The organism is Paenibacillus yanchengensis, from assembly GCF_042684845.1.
In the GTDB taxonomy this organism is placed as follows: Bacteria; Bacillota; Bacilli; order Paenibacillales; family Paenibacillaceae; genus Pristimantibacillus; species Pristimantibacillus yanchengensis.
Window position 1 is genome coordinate 1 of record NZ_JBHUMH010000046.1, and the last position, 18360, is coordinate 18360.

The following is an 18360-nucleotide window of genomic DNA, read 5'->3' on the forward strand; positions in this document are numbered from 1 at the left end:
ATATTGAGTCATGATGAATCCCTCCATTGAATGTCGTCTCGACAACTTCATTCTAAAGGAAATAATTCATCATGGCTCTTCTTATTTTCTTCCAGATGCATTTTACACAATTATATGGACTTTACTCCGATAGTAGGTTGAACGTACGGGTTTTGTACGAGAAAACGTACAAACATGCGCATTTTTGCCGATCGGAATGCACCTTTGTATGAAAAACCGTACAAGTTTACCACTTCATTCATTGATCTTAAACATGACCTAGTAATGTTTCTCCATTCATAACAAAAGCTTACGGTAGTAAATAAACTTACATCATCATATGAAAGCAATAAGCAATAAGCAATATCGTTTGTCGTTTCCTGGTGAAACGGTGAACGGTGTTGCTTTTTTCGTGCTGTGAACAAAAAGTCTATCTAACAAAGATGCTTATAAGCAGCTAATTGGCGAGGAATCGTACTGTTTATCTATAAAAGCGGAAAGCTGTTTATTGAAAACGCTATCTGTCTATGATAAATTTTGAGTTGTCACTAGACGACAAATTATGCATCATCATGCAATAACATTAAATTTTAGTTGGGGGAGGAATTCGAAGATGCATTATTCATCTGCGAAACAGAAATGGGGAAAGTATGTCGCTATATTGTTAGTATTAACATTAGCGCTTAGTTTGACTGCATGTGCAGGGGGAAGTAAAGGAACGAACAATAATAATGGTAGCAAAGAAAGCGTTCCAAATAATAGCGGGAGTTCAGAAGCGCCTATGGAAATTTCATGGCTAAGCTTTGAGCCACCAGCACAAGATGATACACCAGTACAAAAGTACATTGAAGAGCGTTTTAATGTAAAAATTAAGCCAATGAGATTAGAGAAAAATAGTTGGGCAGAGCAATTGAATATTAAATTAGCAGGTGGCGAGATTCCAGATCTATTCTTTTTGTGGGATAGTACTGAAATCCAGAAATATAGCAACCAAGGATTGCTAGCAAAATTACCAGTGGACGAAATTAAAAGTGAAATGTCAGATTATGCTGCTACCGTAGATGAATTGGATGAAACGTTGTGGCATGGTGCAGTTATGGATGGCGAGAATTATGCTATTCCATTGTATTATCTTGATGGTAGTTCCTTCTTTCGACCAGCGTATAACGGCAATTGGCTAAAAGCGGTTGGTTACGAAGAAGCTCCAAAAACATTTGAAGAGCTAGAAGATGTTCTTTATAAGTTTACAAATGAAGATCCTGATAAAAACAACAAAAAAGATACATTCGGATATTCTCCATGGGGCAAAGGATTGTATTTCTCTTTCTCTAGTATATTTGGAATGTTTGGTATTCACCCGAATATGTGGGCAACGGAAGAAGATGGCAGCTTCGCATTAGGTATTGTAACAGAACGTGCTAGAGAAGGTTTTAAAATATTGAACAAATGGTATAAAGACGGTGTTATTGAACAAGAATTTGTAGTAAAAAGTGATAGAGATTCCCGAAAAGAGTTTGTAGGACAAAAGAGCGGGATGTTTGACGGTGAGCGTTGGTCAGAATTTATCCCGGGTCAAGGCGGATTAGTACAGGAATTTGAAGCTCTTAATAATGAAGTAATTATGGGAGACCCTATTTCCTACGATGGAAAACCTGGTTCTGGATATGCGTGGGGAATGAAAAACAACTTTATTGGTATGGGTATTCAAGTAGAAAAAGATCCAGCGAAAAAAGCGAAAATATACGAAATATTGAATGCGCTAGCGATGGATAAAGAAGCTTACATTACAGCTGCGTATGGTGTGGAAGGAACAACATATGATTTAGATGTGGATGGTATTCCAATTGTGAAGCCGCAATATATTGATGCAACGAAACGTGGTTCAGAATTTGGAGCATCTAGTTTCTTCGGATTATTTTTTGATAAGTCGCTTCCAATGGAGCAATGGACGTATTCGAAAGAAATTTATGAATTTAAGAAAGCAGCTAATGAAGGACGAAATCTAGTTATTGCTAACAGCCTACCGTTCCACGTTTCTAGCGCTGCTAAGTATCCAGATTTGTCTAAATTAGCAGAAGAATACTTTATAAAGTTTATTATTGGAGAAGTAGATTTGGATAAAGGTTTTGATGATTTTGTAGAATTATGGTATCGTTCGGGAGGACAAGACATTACGGATGAAGTGAATAAATTGTCTGAAGAGTTCGGACTTGCGAAATAATAGTGTATCGACCACAATGATCGTTAGATGAAAAGAACTGCGCCTTCATAGAGATTTGTTATATACAGATCTTTTATGGAGGCATCTCTATTCTATGGTGCTAGTTAATTGTAGCATAGCAATTGTGTGTTAAAAATTGAAGGTAAGGGGTATCGTGATGAAACGTAGAAATAATCAATGGGTGAACAAAATGTTAAAATCCTACATACCAATATTCTTTTTTGTTATATCATCCTTTTTCTTGATATTTTTCTTCGTCGTTCAAAAACAAAGTGAACAGTCAGCGATACGTACGACAGCGATGTTCGGAGAACAATTTATGCATTCGGTAGATGCATCGCTACTAGCTGTAGATCAGTTAATTAGTAAAGAGATGTTTACTGACAATGAATTTGTCGAGTTTATTCGATCTTCCGAATTTTCACCTTATATGATATTTGAATTATCCAAGAAGTTAAATCAAATGAAAATTAGCTTTCCACTGATTCATTCTTTATATATTTATAACAAAGCAGCAGATTATGTCATTAGTTCTAATGCAGCAGCAGATGCACATAAGTTTCCAGATTACAATTTCATGATGCAGCAATTCGATTCGGAAAAAGGGAAAATGTGGTCGGGACGAAGAACGTATACGCATAAAGATGGAGAAACAGAGGTAGTATCTCTTGTTCATAAAATACCGTTTCTTACTGGTAAAGACGGTCTTATTGTAGTGAATGTGTCGATTCAAGCTTTACAACAATTTATTGAAAATATGATAGGTACGACGAGTAATTATGTAGAGATATATGATAAGCAACAGAAATTAATTATAAGTAGTTCAAAGGAAAATAAAAGTGGCGGTAAAATATTAGCATCACATGAATCGGAATATACCAATTGGAATGTACAGAGTGGCTGGGATAATGGTAGAGCCTTTTCTTTCATTCACAGTATATCGCAAGTGTGGATCATATTTGCTGTGCTTACAATTGTACTCGGAACATTGTGGCTTGTTTATGTCACTCGTCGTAACTATAAACCTATAGAGTCTATTTTGGCACGGATAAATCATGTCGTGGAAGAGAAAATGGTAGATATTATTGGGAAAGATCATGTGAATGCGGACGAAGATGAATTACGTTTTATCGAATCTACCGTACAAAATTTGTTACATGAATATAGTACAATTCGGTCTAGGCAAGAAGAAGATTCTGCACAATTACAACATTATTTGTTTTTGGAAGTGATAGAAGGGCATCGAACATTGTCGCAAAAAGATTGGCAAGCAGAAATGACGAGATTGGGCATAACCTTTCATCACTCTTATATGTTGTTTGCTATGTTGGAAATTGATAAATATTCATCGTTCAGCTCAGCATATAATAAGCAGGATCAATATTTATTAAAGTTTGTACTTAGTAATGTTATGAATGAAATGGCGCAAAAGTACAATATTTGTACATGGACAGAGTGGATATCTATTTCTAAAATGGGGATATTATTTTCATTTGAGGAGCAGAGTGAAGAAGTATTCGATCAAGTACTTGACGTTATGGAACAATCGATGCATTGGTTTCAAAAAAATATCGATTTTACAGTAACCGTTGCGCTCGGTGGGGCAACTAGTCAATTAGAAGATATATCGGAATTGTATGATGATGCACTAGAAGCATTGCAATATAAATCAGTAGTAGGTGTAGGGCAAATTCTTGACCACCGTCATTTGAACTTTAATAGTAGTAAAGATTTGTTCAAGTATACTCGTTCTATTCAAACGATCGCTGATTTGTACCGGTTAAGCTCTAGCGATTGGGAAGAACAATGGGAATTGTTATTTGTTAATATTCGCAAAGAGTTTCCTCCACGAGAAGAAATTTTAAATTTGTTAAATCATTTGTTACTGTCTATTGATCGTGAAGTAATGGAATTAGCTACTGACATTCAACAAGTATGGCAGGAACGTGCGATGCCGGAACTAACGACTATTTTGAGTCAATATGAAAGTTTGCAGGAATTTCAGACAGAGGCGTTTAAGCTGCTGGAAAATGTGCAACATCAGTTGCAATCATTAAAAGCTAATAAAGTGAACAATCAGCTTATATTAGATGCTCAAACTTATATTACGAGCAATTATGCGGACGCTAATTTATCGTTAACGCAACTTAGTGAGCAGTTCCACTTGAGCTCTCGCTATTTAAGCCGCTTATTTAAAGAAGAATTAGGAGAAAAGTTTATTGACTATGTGATGAAAATTAGAATAGAGCATGCGCAGCGTTTGTTAAATGAAACAAATTTATCTGTACAGGAAATAGCACAGCAAGTCGGATATACACATTCGATCTCATTTATACGAGCTTTCAAAAAGATTGTTGGTCTCACCCCTGGAGAATACCGCAAAGAATAAACAAAAAGTACTAAAATCATAGCATAAAGCGCCTAATTGTACAGTTTGTCTATGAAAGCGGAAATCTGTTTATTGAAGCAATAGCAGTCCTATGATAATTTTTGAGTGTACCGAAAAACAACTTATGAAACATGTAAGTTCGACACAAGAAAATGAGATAAAGGATGTTGCTTTATGATGCTTCCCAAAGGACAAAGTAAAAAGCCGAAGAAAATAAAACAGTCAGGTGCATATACATGGCAGCAGTATCGAAAACATAAATATTTGTTATTGTTATTGTTGCCAGCAATTGTTTGGTATGCTATTTTCCATTATGGTCCATTGTATGGTGTGCAACTAGCTTTTAAAGATTTTAAAATTATGGAAGGAATTACAGGTAGTCCGTGGGTTGGTTGGAAGCACTTTGAATATATGTTCACTGCCTCCAAAGACTTTCCAATTATATTGAAAAATACAGTTATTCTTAGTTTTTATCATATTATATTTGGTTTTCCAGCACCTATTGTATTAGCACTATTATTTAATGAAATTCGTTCCAGTGTATTTAAAAGAATTTCGCAAACGATTTCATATTTACCGCACTTTTTATCTTGGGTTATTCTAGGTAGTTTATTAATTACGATTTTGTCACCGCAATCAGGAGTGGTGAATGAACTTATTAAGTTGTTAGGGTTTGATCCGGTCTTTTTTCTAGGAGATAAAGAATGGTTCAGATTTACACTTATTGCTTCCGGTATATGGAAAGAAGTTGGCTGGGGTACGATTATTTATTTGGCAGCATTGGCAGCGGTAGATCCGCATTTGTATGAATCCGCAGTTATCGATGGGGCAAGTAGATGGAAACAGACGATCTATATTACTATTCCACAAATAATGCCGGCGATTGCTATTATGTTTATATTACGAATTGGAAATATATTGGATGCTGGTTTTGACCAAGTGTTGAACCTATATCATCCATCTGTATATGAGGTTGCGGACATTATAGACACCTACGTATTTAGGGTCGGCTTGACGCAGATGCAATATAGCTTTACGACAGCAGTTGGTTTGTTTAAAAATATTATAGCGTTCTCATTAGTGATGTTGACGAATTACGTTGTGAAAAAATCTGGTCAGGAGGGGCTAGTATAATGATGAAAATGACCCTCGGTGAAAAAATATTTCAAGTGTTCCTTATTCTATTTATTTCTCTGATGTGCGTTGCTATGATATATCCATTTGTTCATATGTTAGTAGTTTCCTTAAGTACGCCGATGGAAGCTGTACAACCAGGATTAAAATTGTATCCGAAAGAAATTTCATTGGCAGCTTATAAATCTGCTTTTCAAGCGAAAGAAATTTGGTATGGATTTGGGAACACCATTTTCCGTACAGTAGCTGGAACAATACTATCTGTCGTGTTGATGTCGATGGCTGCTTATGCATTGTCGAAAAAATATTTGCCGCACCGACAGTTTTATACGATGTTTATCGTTTTTACGATGTTTTTCAGCGGTGGATTAATTCCAATGTACTTACTAATCAAAGGAATTGGTCTATATGACACTAGATTAGTATATCTATTAGCACCACCATATTTGTTTAGTACGTTTTCCTTACTTATTATGCGAAATTTCTTTATGAGTATTCCTGCCGAACTAGAAGAGTCAGCCAAAATGGATGGCGCTCATGATATTCGGATATTGTTTAGTTTAATTATTCCATTGTCGATGCCAATTATTGCGACTGTATCATTATGGTCAGCAGTTGCCCATTGGAACGCATGGTTTGATGGGATGATCTATGTGCAGGATCAAAGTAAAATATTGCTACAAATATATTTGCGCCGACTCATTATTGAAAATCAAGATGCCGCGATGGCAACGATGATTCGGGTAACGGGTGGGCAAGGAGCAGTAGTGGAAGAAACGATCAAGGCAGCAGTACTGATGATCGCTACTTTGCCTATATTGGTTATCTATCCATTTATTCAAAAGCATTTTGCCAAAGGGATTATGCTAGGTTCTGTAAAAGGTTAATATGATTGCATCATATAAAGACATGCACAAGCGACACAGCTAAAGACTCCGATGATAAGTTTGCTACACCATGTTTCTCAACATCGTGAAATGTATCGTTATGTATTTAGCACCTCTTCACAATTCAGTATATATAAACGGTTTTATCATCACATAAAAATGCGAATGCTGTGCTGGGATTAATTAAGGAGTGGAGTGAACAAGAGTTTCAACAGTCAGCTCCGGTTATGGCTAATCATTTAATAGAAGTAATGGCTTTTATCGCATGAGGACTTAAAAACTACTGTGAAAATTGTAATAGGGGGGAGTGTAGTAGGATTTTATACGATAAAACGTACAAACATTCAAATAAATAGTGGAGGAGTTCAAGTTTATACGAAAAATCATATAAAGTGACCCCGATAATAAATTGAGCGTAAGGATTTTATACGATAAAACAAACAAACAACCACAATTTCATTAATCGGAATGCAACTTTGTACGAAATAACGTACAAGCTTACCGTTCCATTCATTGATCTTGAACATGACCTAGTTATGACGTGAAATAACCATTAATAGTATAGTGCGTAGGCGAAGCACAACCCGGCATTACTTTCCATAAGGAAGCTGGTTTGTCGTAACGAGTGGCTACAATTATAACATATAATTATTTAGTTTTCAGACATGTCCTAGTCTTCAATAAAGCAGAGCCTAAGCATGGAATTACTTCCTGCGTAGGCTCTGCTTTGTTTGTATTTAAAGGCGATTACTGTGTAAACATAATTCAAAGCGGAACTTGGCATCTTCTTCATACCAGATCGGGAAATTGGTGCCCCAAACGTTGTTATGCAAGTTGAAGTGCATGCCGCCCGTCAGTGGTGCGAAGGAATGATCAAATTGTACTAATCGTCGTTGGCCGGGACAGACAAGTGCCGCATCCATCGTCGTCAACTGTACTTCTCCATCTGCTCCTTTGTAATAAACACCACTGTTCACAGCATGCATATTGCGATTACCACCTTGCACAACATCGAGTGGAGAGATAAGTTGTCCTAATTTATCAAGTTTCCATAGGTTAGCATTATTCACTTGTGGGCTAAATGAAAACCAACTGGCTTCCGGTAAACGATGTGCATCTTTATTAAACCATTGTAACGTACAACTAACTTTCGGTTCTTGCTTTGAAAAACGATACTCAATCGATAGTTTCTCTGGTGCGCCCATTTGTTGCACTGCTTTTTTCGGCATCTTAAGAGTTATATAAACGACGTCTTCTGTATTTTCAGAAGTATGATGAATACAAAGAAGTATCGGTTTATATAGATCGTGAGTAACCCATTCTTTTGTAAACTCCATACCTGGTTTACCGAAGTCACCTACAACCCAGTGGTGAGTATTACGCCAATTCACATGATATTGTTGATACCAGCGATCGTAATCTGCTTTGGAATATGTTTCATAGCTGTACAAACCAAGCGGGTGTGCTGTGCTAGCCCATGCTTTGTTGTTGCCATCTGTTAATTGTATAATAGAACCATCGTTAGCAAATTGTACAGCAAACGTCCCTAGTTGATAAGTGTCATCGATGGACAGTATTGCTGTTTGTTGCTGTTGTTCGATAACAGGCCATTGTGGCTTTAAAGCGGCAATCGCTTGTTCGGCTTCCAGCTGGCGATTATGATGTAGCGCCTTTACTGCTAACTTCAAGTAGTCTCGTTGCTCTTGCCACGATTTCTCCATTAAACTATAGGATCGTGCCTCAAGTAATGCAGGTGCTTCCGCTCCAAACATTTCTTCAATTTCCATGCGTGAGTTTTGTTCCAAATAACGATATTCTTGCGGGTTAAGCGCAACATTCAACTTATCTCTTTTACGTGCTTGTTGGAATTCCGCCTTTTCATAGTGCAAGTAGTCAGCCAAATATCGTTTTACATCGACACCCCACGTATGCTCCACAACCATCAGAAGTTGATCACTAAAGGCTATGTTTTCCGCTGAATCCTTCTCCAGTTCTCCACTATCTATCCACTTGTTACGCAAACGGATCAGCTCGCGATAGACAGCTAGTTTGTACGGATCTGTAGAGCTTCCATGAATCCAACTATCGCCAATTTCTTCGGTTACAACAGGTAACGTGTGACGAACGTTCCACAATTTCTCCGCATAACGATCTAACGTCGAAGCTTCGATCACAGCATCAGGGTATTTGCTACGCAACTGTGCAAATTGCGCTTCAATTTGTTCAATAGAGGAAGGACCATGATTATCATGCGTATGAGCAAAATAAAGCACATCATCTAATCCATCAACATAAGCGATATTTCCGTAATTTTTACTATATTGCACAATTATTTCCGAGCCATCTTCATTTCGCCAAACGAACAATTCTGGTACGTGTGGGACATGACTGGAGGAATTGACACCGAGATGCAAATATTTAATCCCTGCTTTCGCCATGTGAGTAATAATAGAACGAGTGTGACCAGGTACGTCTGTCATTTTGGCGGCAATCGTTTGTTTGCCAAAGCGAGCATCTAACTGCTTAGAAATTTGTAAACTATACTCGAATAAATGTTCATCATACAGTTCTGTATACGTTGTAAATGGTAGTCCATGCCAAGCCAAATATCCGTGTTCGATCGCTGCCGCTGTCGCTTGTTTTTCTTCCTCGCTTCCATGCTTCAACACATAGTCCACTAACCAAGCACCCGTTGTCCAAATAAATGCACCTTTCTCAGGGTATTTCGCAAAATGTTCTGCTGTCGCAATTGCTTTTGGAAAAAACAAATCTTTGTAACGAGCGATAACGCTATTAGCTAAATCAGTATATCCAATATCCAAATGTGTTTTAAAAATAACGTGAATGTGTGGTTTTTCTGGCATAACTACTGGCTGATTTATCAATGTAATCCACTCCTTTGTTTTATATCAATCTAACCTAGTCTGCTTGTAGAGCAAGAAAAGTAATTACATAACATCGTAACTTGTTTTCGAAAATCCTGCTTTTCTAAAATTACCTAATAGGAATAGAAACATAACGCAGAAAAACAAGCTAATAGCTAGCGAAGGATTGATATGGCATGGGGAGAGTTGCCTTGTTGCAATTATGCCTATAAGGTAATAAAGTGTCTGTATAGCTATTACAGTGTGAAACCCGTATGTATTAAAATAGAAGTTACCTAGTATTATCGAGAGGCGATGTCATTGAAGTTAGAGAAGAAAGATAGATGGATTTACTATCGGGGTACGAAAGAGGAAATGAAGGCTATTCCCGAATTAGAATTACTCGGTTACGATCGCTTTAACAAAGCAGAAGAAATAAACCTACACACTCATGAAAATGCTTATGAATTTGTTTTTCTTGTACAGGGAGAAGCAAATTGGGAAGTGAATGAACAAATTTATCACACTATGGCTAATCAAGTATTTCATACGAAGCCTGGGCAGCAACATCGTGCCAGTTTTAATTTTATTGCTCCGTGTACCATTTGGTGGATTATCATTCAAGATCCGAAAAGTTCTGAGCAGTGGCTACAACTGACAAAAGATGAACAAGAACAATTTACTTTGTTTTTAGAACAACTGCCAACCGTTATTCCCGCCAATCGATTGCTTGGGGAGACGTTTGGGCATTTACAGCAGCTGATAGATCAATCTCACATACCCCTATATGCTTATCAAATACGTCATCAAATCATTTCGTTATTGCTGCAATTTATGCACGCTCGTCCAGTAGACCAGCAAGCGGTACAAATGAAACAATTTGCAGCAGCATTAGCAGAACACATCAAGCGGAACCCTGCACTACGTTATACAACTGCTGATCTTGCCAAACAAAATAATTTAAGTGAATCACATTTTTATCGAGCATTTCGCATGTATAATGGACAATCTCCAGCTGTTTATATGGAACGAACGAGAATGGACTTAGCTCGACAATTGCTGTTACAGACAACAACACCGATTACTACATTGGCATTTGATTTGGGCTTTAAAACTAGCCAACACTTTGCTACTATATTTAAAAAATATGTTGGTGTTACACCAAGTGAATGGCGCGAAGCAAAAGGAAATATTTAAACTACCAAATATACGTACAGTAGCATTAAATCACAAACGCACCTCACGTAGGTGCGTGAATTGAAATCATATTATAAAGTTAAGGTGGATAAACGACTTGGTTGTCGTACTTTAAGGATGATGATCATTTATTCATACTTAAACATACGTAGGATGTGGGTTTAGCATTGTAAAAAAACCTACCTTTTATCTCTTTTTTACCTACTGTTTTCTAAATACTTGTCCAAGTATACTTGAACTATTAGTGTATGCGGTTACAAAGTGAGGGGGTCATGAAATGTATTTAAATGAAAGTGACTTATGGATCGAGGAGACATGGGAAAAAATAGTGAGTAAATTAGAAGTAACAAGAGATACAATCGGTGCTACATTTCCCCACGTTTCTAAAGAAGGTAAGTATAATCAAACGGATCCTAATTTTTGGACTTCTGGATTTTGGCCGGGACTTTTATGGCTTTTATATCGTGATACAAAAGATGTTAAGTTCAAGGAAATTGCTGAAGCATGCGAAACGGGAATGGACGTTTGTATTGAACAATATACAGGCTTGCATCACGACGTAGGATTTATGTGGAGCCTTGCTTCTGTAGCTAATTACAAATTAACAGGTAATGAACCATCTAAATTGCGTGCTTTGAAAGTTGCTGCATGGCTCGCAAGCCGTTACAATATTCGTGGTAAGTTTATCCGAGCACTCAATCAAGATAACTGGAGCAGCAAAGATTTAAATACAGGCTATGCCATTATAGATTGTACAATGAATTTAAGTTTGTTATTTTGGGCTTCGGAGCAAATTGCAGACCCACGATTTAAACATATAGCGGTAGAACATGCTAACACTGTATTACGTGAATTTGTAAGGGAAGATGGATCTGTCTACCATATTGTGAAATTTGATCCTGAAACTGGTGAACGTGTTGGTGAATTAGGTGGACAAGGATACTCAGCGGAATCAGCTTGGTCAAGAGGAACAGCATGGGCTTTATATGGTTTGGCACTATGTTATCAATATACAAAAGATGAGAAGTATTTGCTTGGCAGTAAGAAAGTTGCTAATTTCTATTTAGCTAATTTACCGGAAGATTTAGTTGCTCACTGGGATTTTTTCTTGACAACAAGGGAAGGCGCACTTAGAGACTCATCCGCATCAGCTATAGCAGCTAGCGGTCTATTATTACTAGCAGAGCTGTTGCCGGAAGAAGAAGGATGGGTATATAAAACATCTGCTAAACGAATGTTGAAATCAATGACCGATAATTATGCTATATGGGACACTAGCGATGAAGCGATTTTACCACAAGGAACTGGTAATTTGCCGGCTAATAAAAATGTTAACGTTGGTTTAATTTATGGGGATTATTATTTTGTAGAGGCAATAGCTAAATTGCGTGGACAAACACAATTATTTTGGTGAATATAAAAACTAGTAGGTGTTGCAATTAACAATTAGCAACACCTTTTTTAGATTTTCCAGAATTTGGTGCTGAAAATACCTTCCTTTTTCGTAGAAACTTATTGAAATTATATTTCAATCTTTATTATACTATATATGCAAACGCATTCATTGAGGGGGGATGAAATGTTATTTAGAACTAAACTAAATGTTCTCTTTGTTTCCTTGATGATAGTTTTCATGGTTTTATCTTCTTCGATTAGTTACTTTGTATCCAAAAACATAATTGTTGATAATATAAAACAACTGAATGAGAATGAGTTGTTGATTAATATAAAATCAATGGAAAGTATGATTAATAAAAGTAAAGACAAGTTTCATTTATTTTTAGATGATATTAATTTTAATACTAATTTTGATAACAATATTTTGATCAGCTCTAACGATTTTAATTCTGAATTGCGCACATTTCTTTATACGAATAATGAGTTTAAAGGTGTTTTTTTACATCATGATAATTTGCTTATTGGTACTTCATTAGTTAATGAAGTTATATCTTATACGGAGACGGTCGATAATAGATCATCGACACAAACCGTAGAGCAATTTTTGTTGGCACAGTTAAAAGAAGATTGGAAGTATCGGAAAGAAGAATTATTTGAAGAAAGTTTATTTATTGTACCAATAAAAGAAAATGTCTTTTTTATAGCGGTATTAGATTACCAGAAACTTCTTGATCAAGGAAGCTTAAAGCTCCTAAAATTAAATTCTAATAATGATGTCATCTATGGAGAGCAGCAAAATGCACTTGCTTTTGTTAATAACGATAAGCTACAAAGTACTGACTCCCAATTAGTGGAGACCGTAAAAATTGAAAATCAGATCGTATCTATGAAAAATGGAAACAGCGAAAAGTATGTTTTAATGAAAGATATCACTCATATTGATCAAAGTTTTCAACTTATTGTAAAAAAAGTTGCGGGGTATGGTACACTGCTGTTTTTTATGTTTTTCATATTTTCGCAAATTAAAACTAGAAAAATTTTGTCGCCGATCAATGATTTTATTAAAATACTTAAACAAGTTAAAGGATACGAAACGCACGAACCTGTTAACAAATACATTGCTAATTATCAAGAACACTCCAGTGCTTATAAAAAATTATTTATGTATTTTTTTGCAATTATAGTGCCGACTCTAGTAATAATTTCTATATCTTATCATTACTATAGTCAAGTAATTGAAGAAAACTCTCGTGGGGAAAACATACAATTATTTAAACAAAGTGCTAAAAGTATAGAGAGTAATCTACAATCATACCATTCCTATATGCGTTATTTAATTTTAAATAAGGAACTTCAAGAATTGATGGTACAAGCGAATGATGGTTCTTTAAAAAGTAATAGAGCATTTTCTGATTTACTAATTCGAAAAGGAATTATAAACAAAGATCTAACTTATATTTCTATATATGATGCGAACAATAGACTTGTATTTTCTAACTTAAAAAATAAAGTTTCTGTTGCATCGTCACAGTCAATGCTAATTATTAAAAAAGAGATAAAGTATTTAAGTAGTCGAGCGGATAAAGCAAATATATTCGATTACTTAGGATATATTGAGTTTGGAGTTGAAGGCATATATGAACACCAACAACTTGCTAATAGAACATCTTCCATTATTTTCATGAATGAAAGAGATGAACATGGTAATTACCAGATGATTAGTTCACCTATCAATCAACATTACACCGATTACCTTCGACGAAATGGGCTGAATACATTAAGTGATTCACTTGAATTTGAATATATATCGATTAATGGCGAAAAAACACTGTTTTCCACTATTAATATTGATAAGTATGATTGGAAAATAGCATTTTTTCTTCCGGTTTCGTGGGAAAAGCAACGTTATATTTTTATATTGCAATATGCACTTGTAGTATTCAGTATGCTGGTCATTATTACTATTGCGTCAATTTTATTGGGAAAGAGTATGACTGCCCCAGTTCGAAGAGCAATTCATTTAATGGAACAGTATCCGCGTGATCAATCTATCCGATTATTTGAAGATGGCCATGAATTTGAATTTGTCATTTTAGCTTCTAAGTTCAATAAATTGTTAAGTCGCTTAGAGACATTAGCTATTGAATTGAAAACAAAAGAGCAAGAAAACGTTCAAATGGAAAAACGGGTGAATAAATTGTTATTTAAAGCATTACAGTCACAAGTCAATCCGCATTTTTTGCAAAATATATTTACTTCTATAATGTTGCTTCTTAAAACGGGAAAATTAGAAGAAGCTTCGGATATGTTACTGGCAACTTCTAAGTTTTTAAAAACAGGATTATCAGGCTCAAGAGAGTTAGTAACGGTGAAAGAAGAGCTAGAGCATGTCTACAATTATGTGCAAATACAAAATATTCGATTCGAAAATCAGTTGGATTTTATTATAAAAGTTAGCGAACTTTATCATCTTGTACAAATTCCCAAGTTTATTTTACAACCAATCGTAGAGAATGCTATTCATCATGCATTAGTAAAAAATCAGTTATTAACAATTAGTATTACTTGTGAAACGACGAATGAAGATTTAATTATTATTATTCAAGATAATGGAACAGGAATGACCGAAATAGAGTTAGATCAAACCATTCAAACAATGAACAATAAATCAAAGTCAAGTCATTTTGGTTTATCTAATGTAAACGAAAGATTAAGCCTTGAGTTTGGTTCAAATTATGGTTTAGAAGTGAGTAGTATATATGGTGAAGGAACTCAGGTGAAAGTCAAAATTAATATGCAACTAGAGAGGGTGATCTAATGAGCGATTTTTCACTAATGATTGTTGACGATGAGAAGATTATTAGAGACGGATTACAAAACTCCATAGATTGGAAGGGGTTAGGCTTTAATTTAGTGGCTCTCGCTGCGGATGGAGAAGAAGCTTTGGATCTCTATAGTAAGTACAAGCCTGAAGCGGTAATTATGGATATTCATATGCCTGTAATGAACGGTTTGGAAGCGCTAGCTTATTTCAAAAAAGAGCACCCAGCTACAGAAATCATTTTGTTAAGTGGTTATGATGAATTTTCTTATGCGCAAAAAGCAGTTAAGGAAGGTGCATTTGACTACATTATTAAGCTGAATATGTTTTTTGAATTAGAAGAATCACTAAAAAAGTTACACGAAACGTTGTCACAAAAGCATGAATCTAATCGGCAATATGATGAATTTATGTCGCTGAAAAATGATGCCCTGTTTCAAAATTATATTCGGGGACAGAGAAATTCAACAGATGTTACATCGACAGAAGATCATTACCTTTACTGTGTAGCGAGTGTTTGGCTTGAATCAACGGATAGAATATTCGAAGCTTTCTATAGCAGCGATTTTCTTCCTTTGCGTTATTTGTTTAAGGTGACAGGTCCATATATTTATTTCATATTTTACATCGAAAAAGAAAAAAATAACTTATTTGCAGAGTTGTTAGATGAGTCGTTTCATGTGATAGAGCAGTATTTAAAACAAGAGGCTACCGTTGATTTTAAAATTGGTGTGGGCGATATAAAACCACGCATTTCAGATATTCCAGAACTATATATGGAAGCGATGAAAGCTACAGATTATTTAAGAGCGGGCAACGACTTAAAAAAAGAACAAAGTGTGCTATTTTATAATGATTGGAAGGATGAAGGGAAAAATAAATATAACACATTATTAGAAACACAGTGGATTAATTGGGTATACTCTGGCGATGACAACAATATAATTGCTTGGATTAAATTTGTTTTTGCAGAAGCGTATCAAAATAAAAAAATATTTGTGTCGCATTTGAGATATTTGTGTATTCAAATTGTTGCCCAGTTTGAAAAAATGACCAAAACCTTGATAAGTGAGTCCGTTCACATTAATGAAATAGACTCTTTAATAGAACTTGAATCGTATATAGTACAAGTATTAAAAATGCAATGTGCTATTGTACAGCAAACGATACAGTTACAAAAAAATGAAAGTATATCAGCTGTCAAAAAATATGTCGATGGTTTATATATGACCAATTTAAATTTGAAAGATGTAGCTCGTCAATTTTATTTTAGTTCGGGGTATTTATCCTGCATGTTTAAGGAGTATACAGGTATGACGTTTTCAAAATATTTAATCACAAAACGGGTGGAGACAGCGTGTATCTTATTAACTAAGACAGATATGAAAATATACGAAATAGCTAAAGAAGTAGGCTATACCGATGAAAAACACTTTAGTAAGCTATTTTCTCAAACGAAAAACGTGGGACCAAGGGAGTATCGAACACTTAATAAGATATAAAAGCAAAAGGAGTTCTTTTAGAAAGTTAGCGGTTGTAAATCTACACACCTTTTATCTGCGTTTCACCTTCTATTTTTCGTAAGCGCATACAAGTATACTTTTAGTACGGAATGTATACGGTTTCAGTTAAAAGGAGTGAAGAGAGGATGCAAACTACGCTGACGTCGAGAATACGAATGCTCTATTCCAAGCATCAAATTTTTCTATTTATTATTCCAGCGATATTGTACTACATTATTTTCAAGTATAAACCACTGTACTTTATCCAAATTGCTTTTAAAGACTTTAGAATTACAAGAGCGCTGGAAAATAGTCCTTGGGTAGGATTAGAACATTTTTTGACACTATTTAATTCAGTTGATTTCCAACAAGCTTTAGTTAACACGTTAATTATTAGTTTTTACAAATTGTTGTTTGGTTTTCCCGCGCCTATAATATTAGCTCTCATGCTTAATAGTTTAAGAAGTGCAGTCTTTAAGAAAATTAGTCAGTCCATCTTATATTTACCGCATTTTATTTCTTGGTCAGTATTAGGCGGGATTATTTACAGTTTATTTTCCGTTCACGATGGACTCGTCAATGAAATTGTCAAATGGTTTGGAAATGAACCTATCTATTTTATGGGTAGTAAAGAGTACTTTAGGGCGATTTTAGTTGGATCTGAAGTTTGGAAGTCTATGGGATGGGGAACGATATTGTACTTGGCCGCCTTGACTAGAATCGATACAACGTTGTATGAAGCTGCCCGGGTTGACGGTGCTTCCCGCTTTCGACAACTCTGGCACATTACACTACCGGGAATTTCAACCACTATCGTCGTACTGTTCATTATCAATGTAGGTCATTTGCTGGACGTAGGCTTTGAACAGATTTTAGTTATGAGCAATCCGATGGTTATAAGTGTAGCTGATGTATTAGACACCTATGTATTCCGTGTCGGGTTACAGGAAGGGAAGCATAGTTTAGCTACAGCAGCAGGTCTCTTTAAAACATTAGTAGCAGCAACACTTGTATACTCCGCTGATAGAGTAGCTAAAGGAGTTGGACAGGGAGGGATTATCTAGTGGGGAAGACGATTCGTAGAAATTGGTCCATAGGCGATTTTTTTATCTTTATTGCGCTTTCGATTTTATGTGTAGTGATGTTATATCCATTTTGGCAAACAGTCGTATCATCATTAATGACAGAGTCTGAATATTTAACTTCAACGTTCAAATTATTTGTAAAATCGCCAACGTTAGCATCATACAAACAAATTTTTCAAGACGGAACTATCTTTATGCATCTTAAAGTAACATTTTTAGTAACGATTGTAGGTACCGTTGTCGCCTTATTTTTCACAGCTTATTCTGCATATGGATTGTCTAAATCTTTCAAAGGTTCAAAAATAGTAATGTTCTTTATTGTTATGACGATGTTTGTCCAAGCTGGATTAATTCCTGATTACATGAACTATAAAGAATTTGGATTAATTAATAATTTTGCAGTATATATATTGCCATACATGATCAACACGTTCTATTTAATTATAATGAGGACAACATTTATGGAGTTTCCAAAAGAATTAGAAGAAGCTGCTAAAATGGATGGTTGTGATCATTTCCGTATATTTTTCACAATTGTATTACCTCTCTCTAAGCCAGTTTTGGCTGCTATAGGATTGTTCTTTATGGTATCGTTTTGGAACACTTATATGCAATCGGTATTTTTCATTACGGATAAGGAATTGAAAACAGTTCAAGAGTATTTGCAAAGTTTAATTACTAGCACACAGGAACTGGAAGCTATTATGGTTGCTGAGTCAGGAGTAGAAGGATACAATTCAGAAACGATTAGATTAGCGAATATTGTAATAGTCTTACTTCCAATCATTTCTGTCTATCCTCTGCTACAAAAATATTTCGTTAAAGGACTTATGATGGGATCTATTAAAGGTTAGCAACACAATTATTAATATATATTATAAAA

General features: G+C 35.4%; 11 protein-coding genes. 10 read left to right on the top strand and 1 reads right to left on the bottom strand.

Translation table 11 applies throughout. From position 1 onward, the window contains the following. Nucleotides 1-592: 592 nt before the first annotated feature. The 4 genes from ACFSTH_RS12220 to ACFSTH_RS12235 all read left to right on the top strand — a co-directional run bounded on the left by ACFSTH_RS12220 (nucleotide 593) and on the right by ACFSTH_RS12235 (nucleotide 6610). Complete coding sequence (locus ACFSTH_RS12220; protein ID WP_377774169.1) at nucleotides 593-2200, top strand: extracellular solute-binding protein; 1608 nt, start codon at nucleotides 593-595, stop codon at nucleotides 2198-2200. Nucleotides 2201-2357: 157 nt separating this feature from the next. After that, complete coding sequence (locus ACFSTH_RS12225) at nucleotides 2358-4589, top strand: helix-turn-helix domain-containing protein (protein WP_377774167.1); 2232 nt, start codon at nucleotides 2358-2360, stop codon at nucleotides 4587-4589. A gap of 174 nt (nucleotides 4590-4763) precedes the next feature. Continuing rightward, complete coding sequence (locus ACFSTH_RS12230; protein WP_377774165.1) at nucleotides 4764-5723, top strand: ABC transporter permease; 960 nt, start codon at nucleotides 4764-4766, stop codon at nucleotides 5721-5723. After that, a complete protein-coding gene (locus ACFSTH_RS12235) occupies nucleotides 5723-6610 on the top strand; it encodes a carbohydrate ABC transporter permease (protein WP_377774163.1) in 888 nt (295 codons plus the stop codon). Before ACFSTH_RS12230 ends, ACFSTH_RS12235 begins: the two co-directional genes overlap by 1 nt. A gap of 737 nt (nucleotides 6611-7347) precedes the next feature. On the opposite strand, the gene ACFSTH_RS12240 is transcribed toward ACFSTH_RS12235, so the two are convergent. Further along, nucleotides 7348-9495, bottom strand: coding sequence for a DUF5054 domain-containing protein (locus ACFSTH_RS12240; protein WP_377774161.1), 2148 nt, complete (start codon nucleotides 9493-9495; stop codon nucleotides 7348-7350). 294 nt (nucleotides 9496-9789) lie between these two features. Here ACFSTH_RS12240 and ACFSTH_RS12245 point away from each other — a divergent pair, with 294 nt between their 5' ends. The 6 genes from ACFSTH_RS12245 to ACFSTH_RS12270 all read left to right on the top strand — a co-directional run bounded on the left by ACFSTH_RS12245 (nucleotide 9790) and on the right by ACFSTH_RS12270 (nucleotide 18331). After that, nucleotides 9790-10671, top strand: a complete 882-nt coding sequence (locus ACFSTH_RS12245) for a helix-turn-helix domain-containing protein (RefSeq protein WP_377774159.1) — start codon at nucleotides 9790-9792, stop codon at nucleotides 10669-10671. A gap of 277 nt (nucleotides 10672-10948) precedes the next feature. Beyond that, nucleotides 10949-12085, top strand: a complete 1137-nt coding sequence (locus tag ACFSTH_RS12250; protein WP_377774157.1) for a glycoside hydrolase family 88 protein — start codon at nucleotides 10949-10951, stop codon at nucleotides 12083-12085. Nucleotides 12086-12250: 165 nt separating this feature from the next. Next, on the top strand, nucleotides 12251-14887 hold the full coding sequence (locus tag ACFSTH_RS12255; RefSeq protein ID WP_377774155.1) for a sensor histidine kinase: 2637 nt from the start codon (nucleotides 12251-12253) through the stop codon (nucleotides 14885-14887). Further along, on the top strand, nucleotides 14887-16392 hold the full coding sequence (locus tag ACFSTH_RS12260) for a response regulator transcription factor (RefSeq protein ID WP_377774153.1): 1506 nt from the start codon (nucleotides 14887-14889) through the stop codon (nucleotides 16390-16392). Before ACFSTH_RS12255 ends, ACFSTH_RS12260 begins: the two co-directional genes overlap by 1 nt. Before the next feature lie 146 nt (nucleotides 16393-16538). Further along, a complete protein-coding gene (locus ACFSTH_RS12265) occupies nucleotides 16539-17456 on the top strand; it encodes an ABC transporter permease (RefSeq protein WP_377774151.1) in 918 nt (305 codons plus the stop codon). Then, nucleotides 17456-18331 (top strand): carbohydrate ABC transporter permease, encoded by an 876-nt coding sequence (locus ACFSTH_RS12270; protein ID WP_377774149.1) that lies wholly within the window; start codon nucleotides 17456-17458, stop codon nucleotides 18329-18331. The genes ACFSTH_RS12265 and ACFSTH_RS12270 overlap by 1 nt, the downstream gene beginning before the upstream one ends. Nucleotides 18332-18360: the final 29 nt, after the last annotated feature.

Bases quoted from the DNA above. Each gene is read 5' to 3' on its own strand.
- ACFSTH_RS12220 (WP_377774169.1), top strand. From the start codon at position 593: ATGCATTATTCATCTGCGAAACAGAAATGGGGAAAGTATGTCGCTATA.
- ACFSTH_RS12225 (WP_377774167.1), top strand. From the start codon at position 2,358: ATGAAACGTAGAAATAATCAATGGGTGAACAAAATGTTAAAATCCTAC.
- ACFSTH_RS12230 (WP_377774165.1), top strand. From the start codon at position 4,764: ATGATGCTTCCCAAAGGACAAAGTAAAAAGCCGAAGAAAATAAAACAG.
- ACFSTH_RS12235 (WP_377774163.1), top strand. From the start codon at position 5,723: ATGATGAAAATGACCCTCGGTGAAAAAATATTTCAAGTGTTCCTTATT.
- ACFSTH_RS12245 (WP_377774159.1), top strand. From the start codon at position 9,790: ATGTCATTGAAGTTAGAGAAGAAAGATAGATGGATTTACTATCGGGGT.
- ACFSTH_RS12250 (WP_377774157.1), top strand. From the start codon at position 10,949: ATGTATTTAAATGAAAGTGACTTATGGATCGAGGAGACATGGGAAAAA.
- ACFSTH_RS12255 (WP_377774155.1), top strand. From the start codon at position 12,251: ATGTTATTTAGAACTAAACTAAATGTTCTCTTTGTTTCCTTGATGATA.
- ACFSTH_RS12260 (WP_377774153.1), top strand. From the start codon at position 14,887: ATGAGCGATTTTTCACTAATGATTGTTGACGATGAGAAGATTATTAGA.
- ACFSTH_RS12265 (WP_377774151.1), top strand. From the start codon at position 16,539: ATGCAAACTACGCTGACGTCGAGAATACGAATGCTCTATTCCAAGCAT.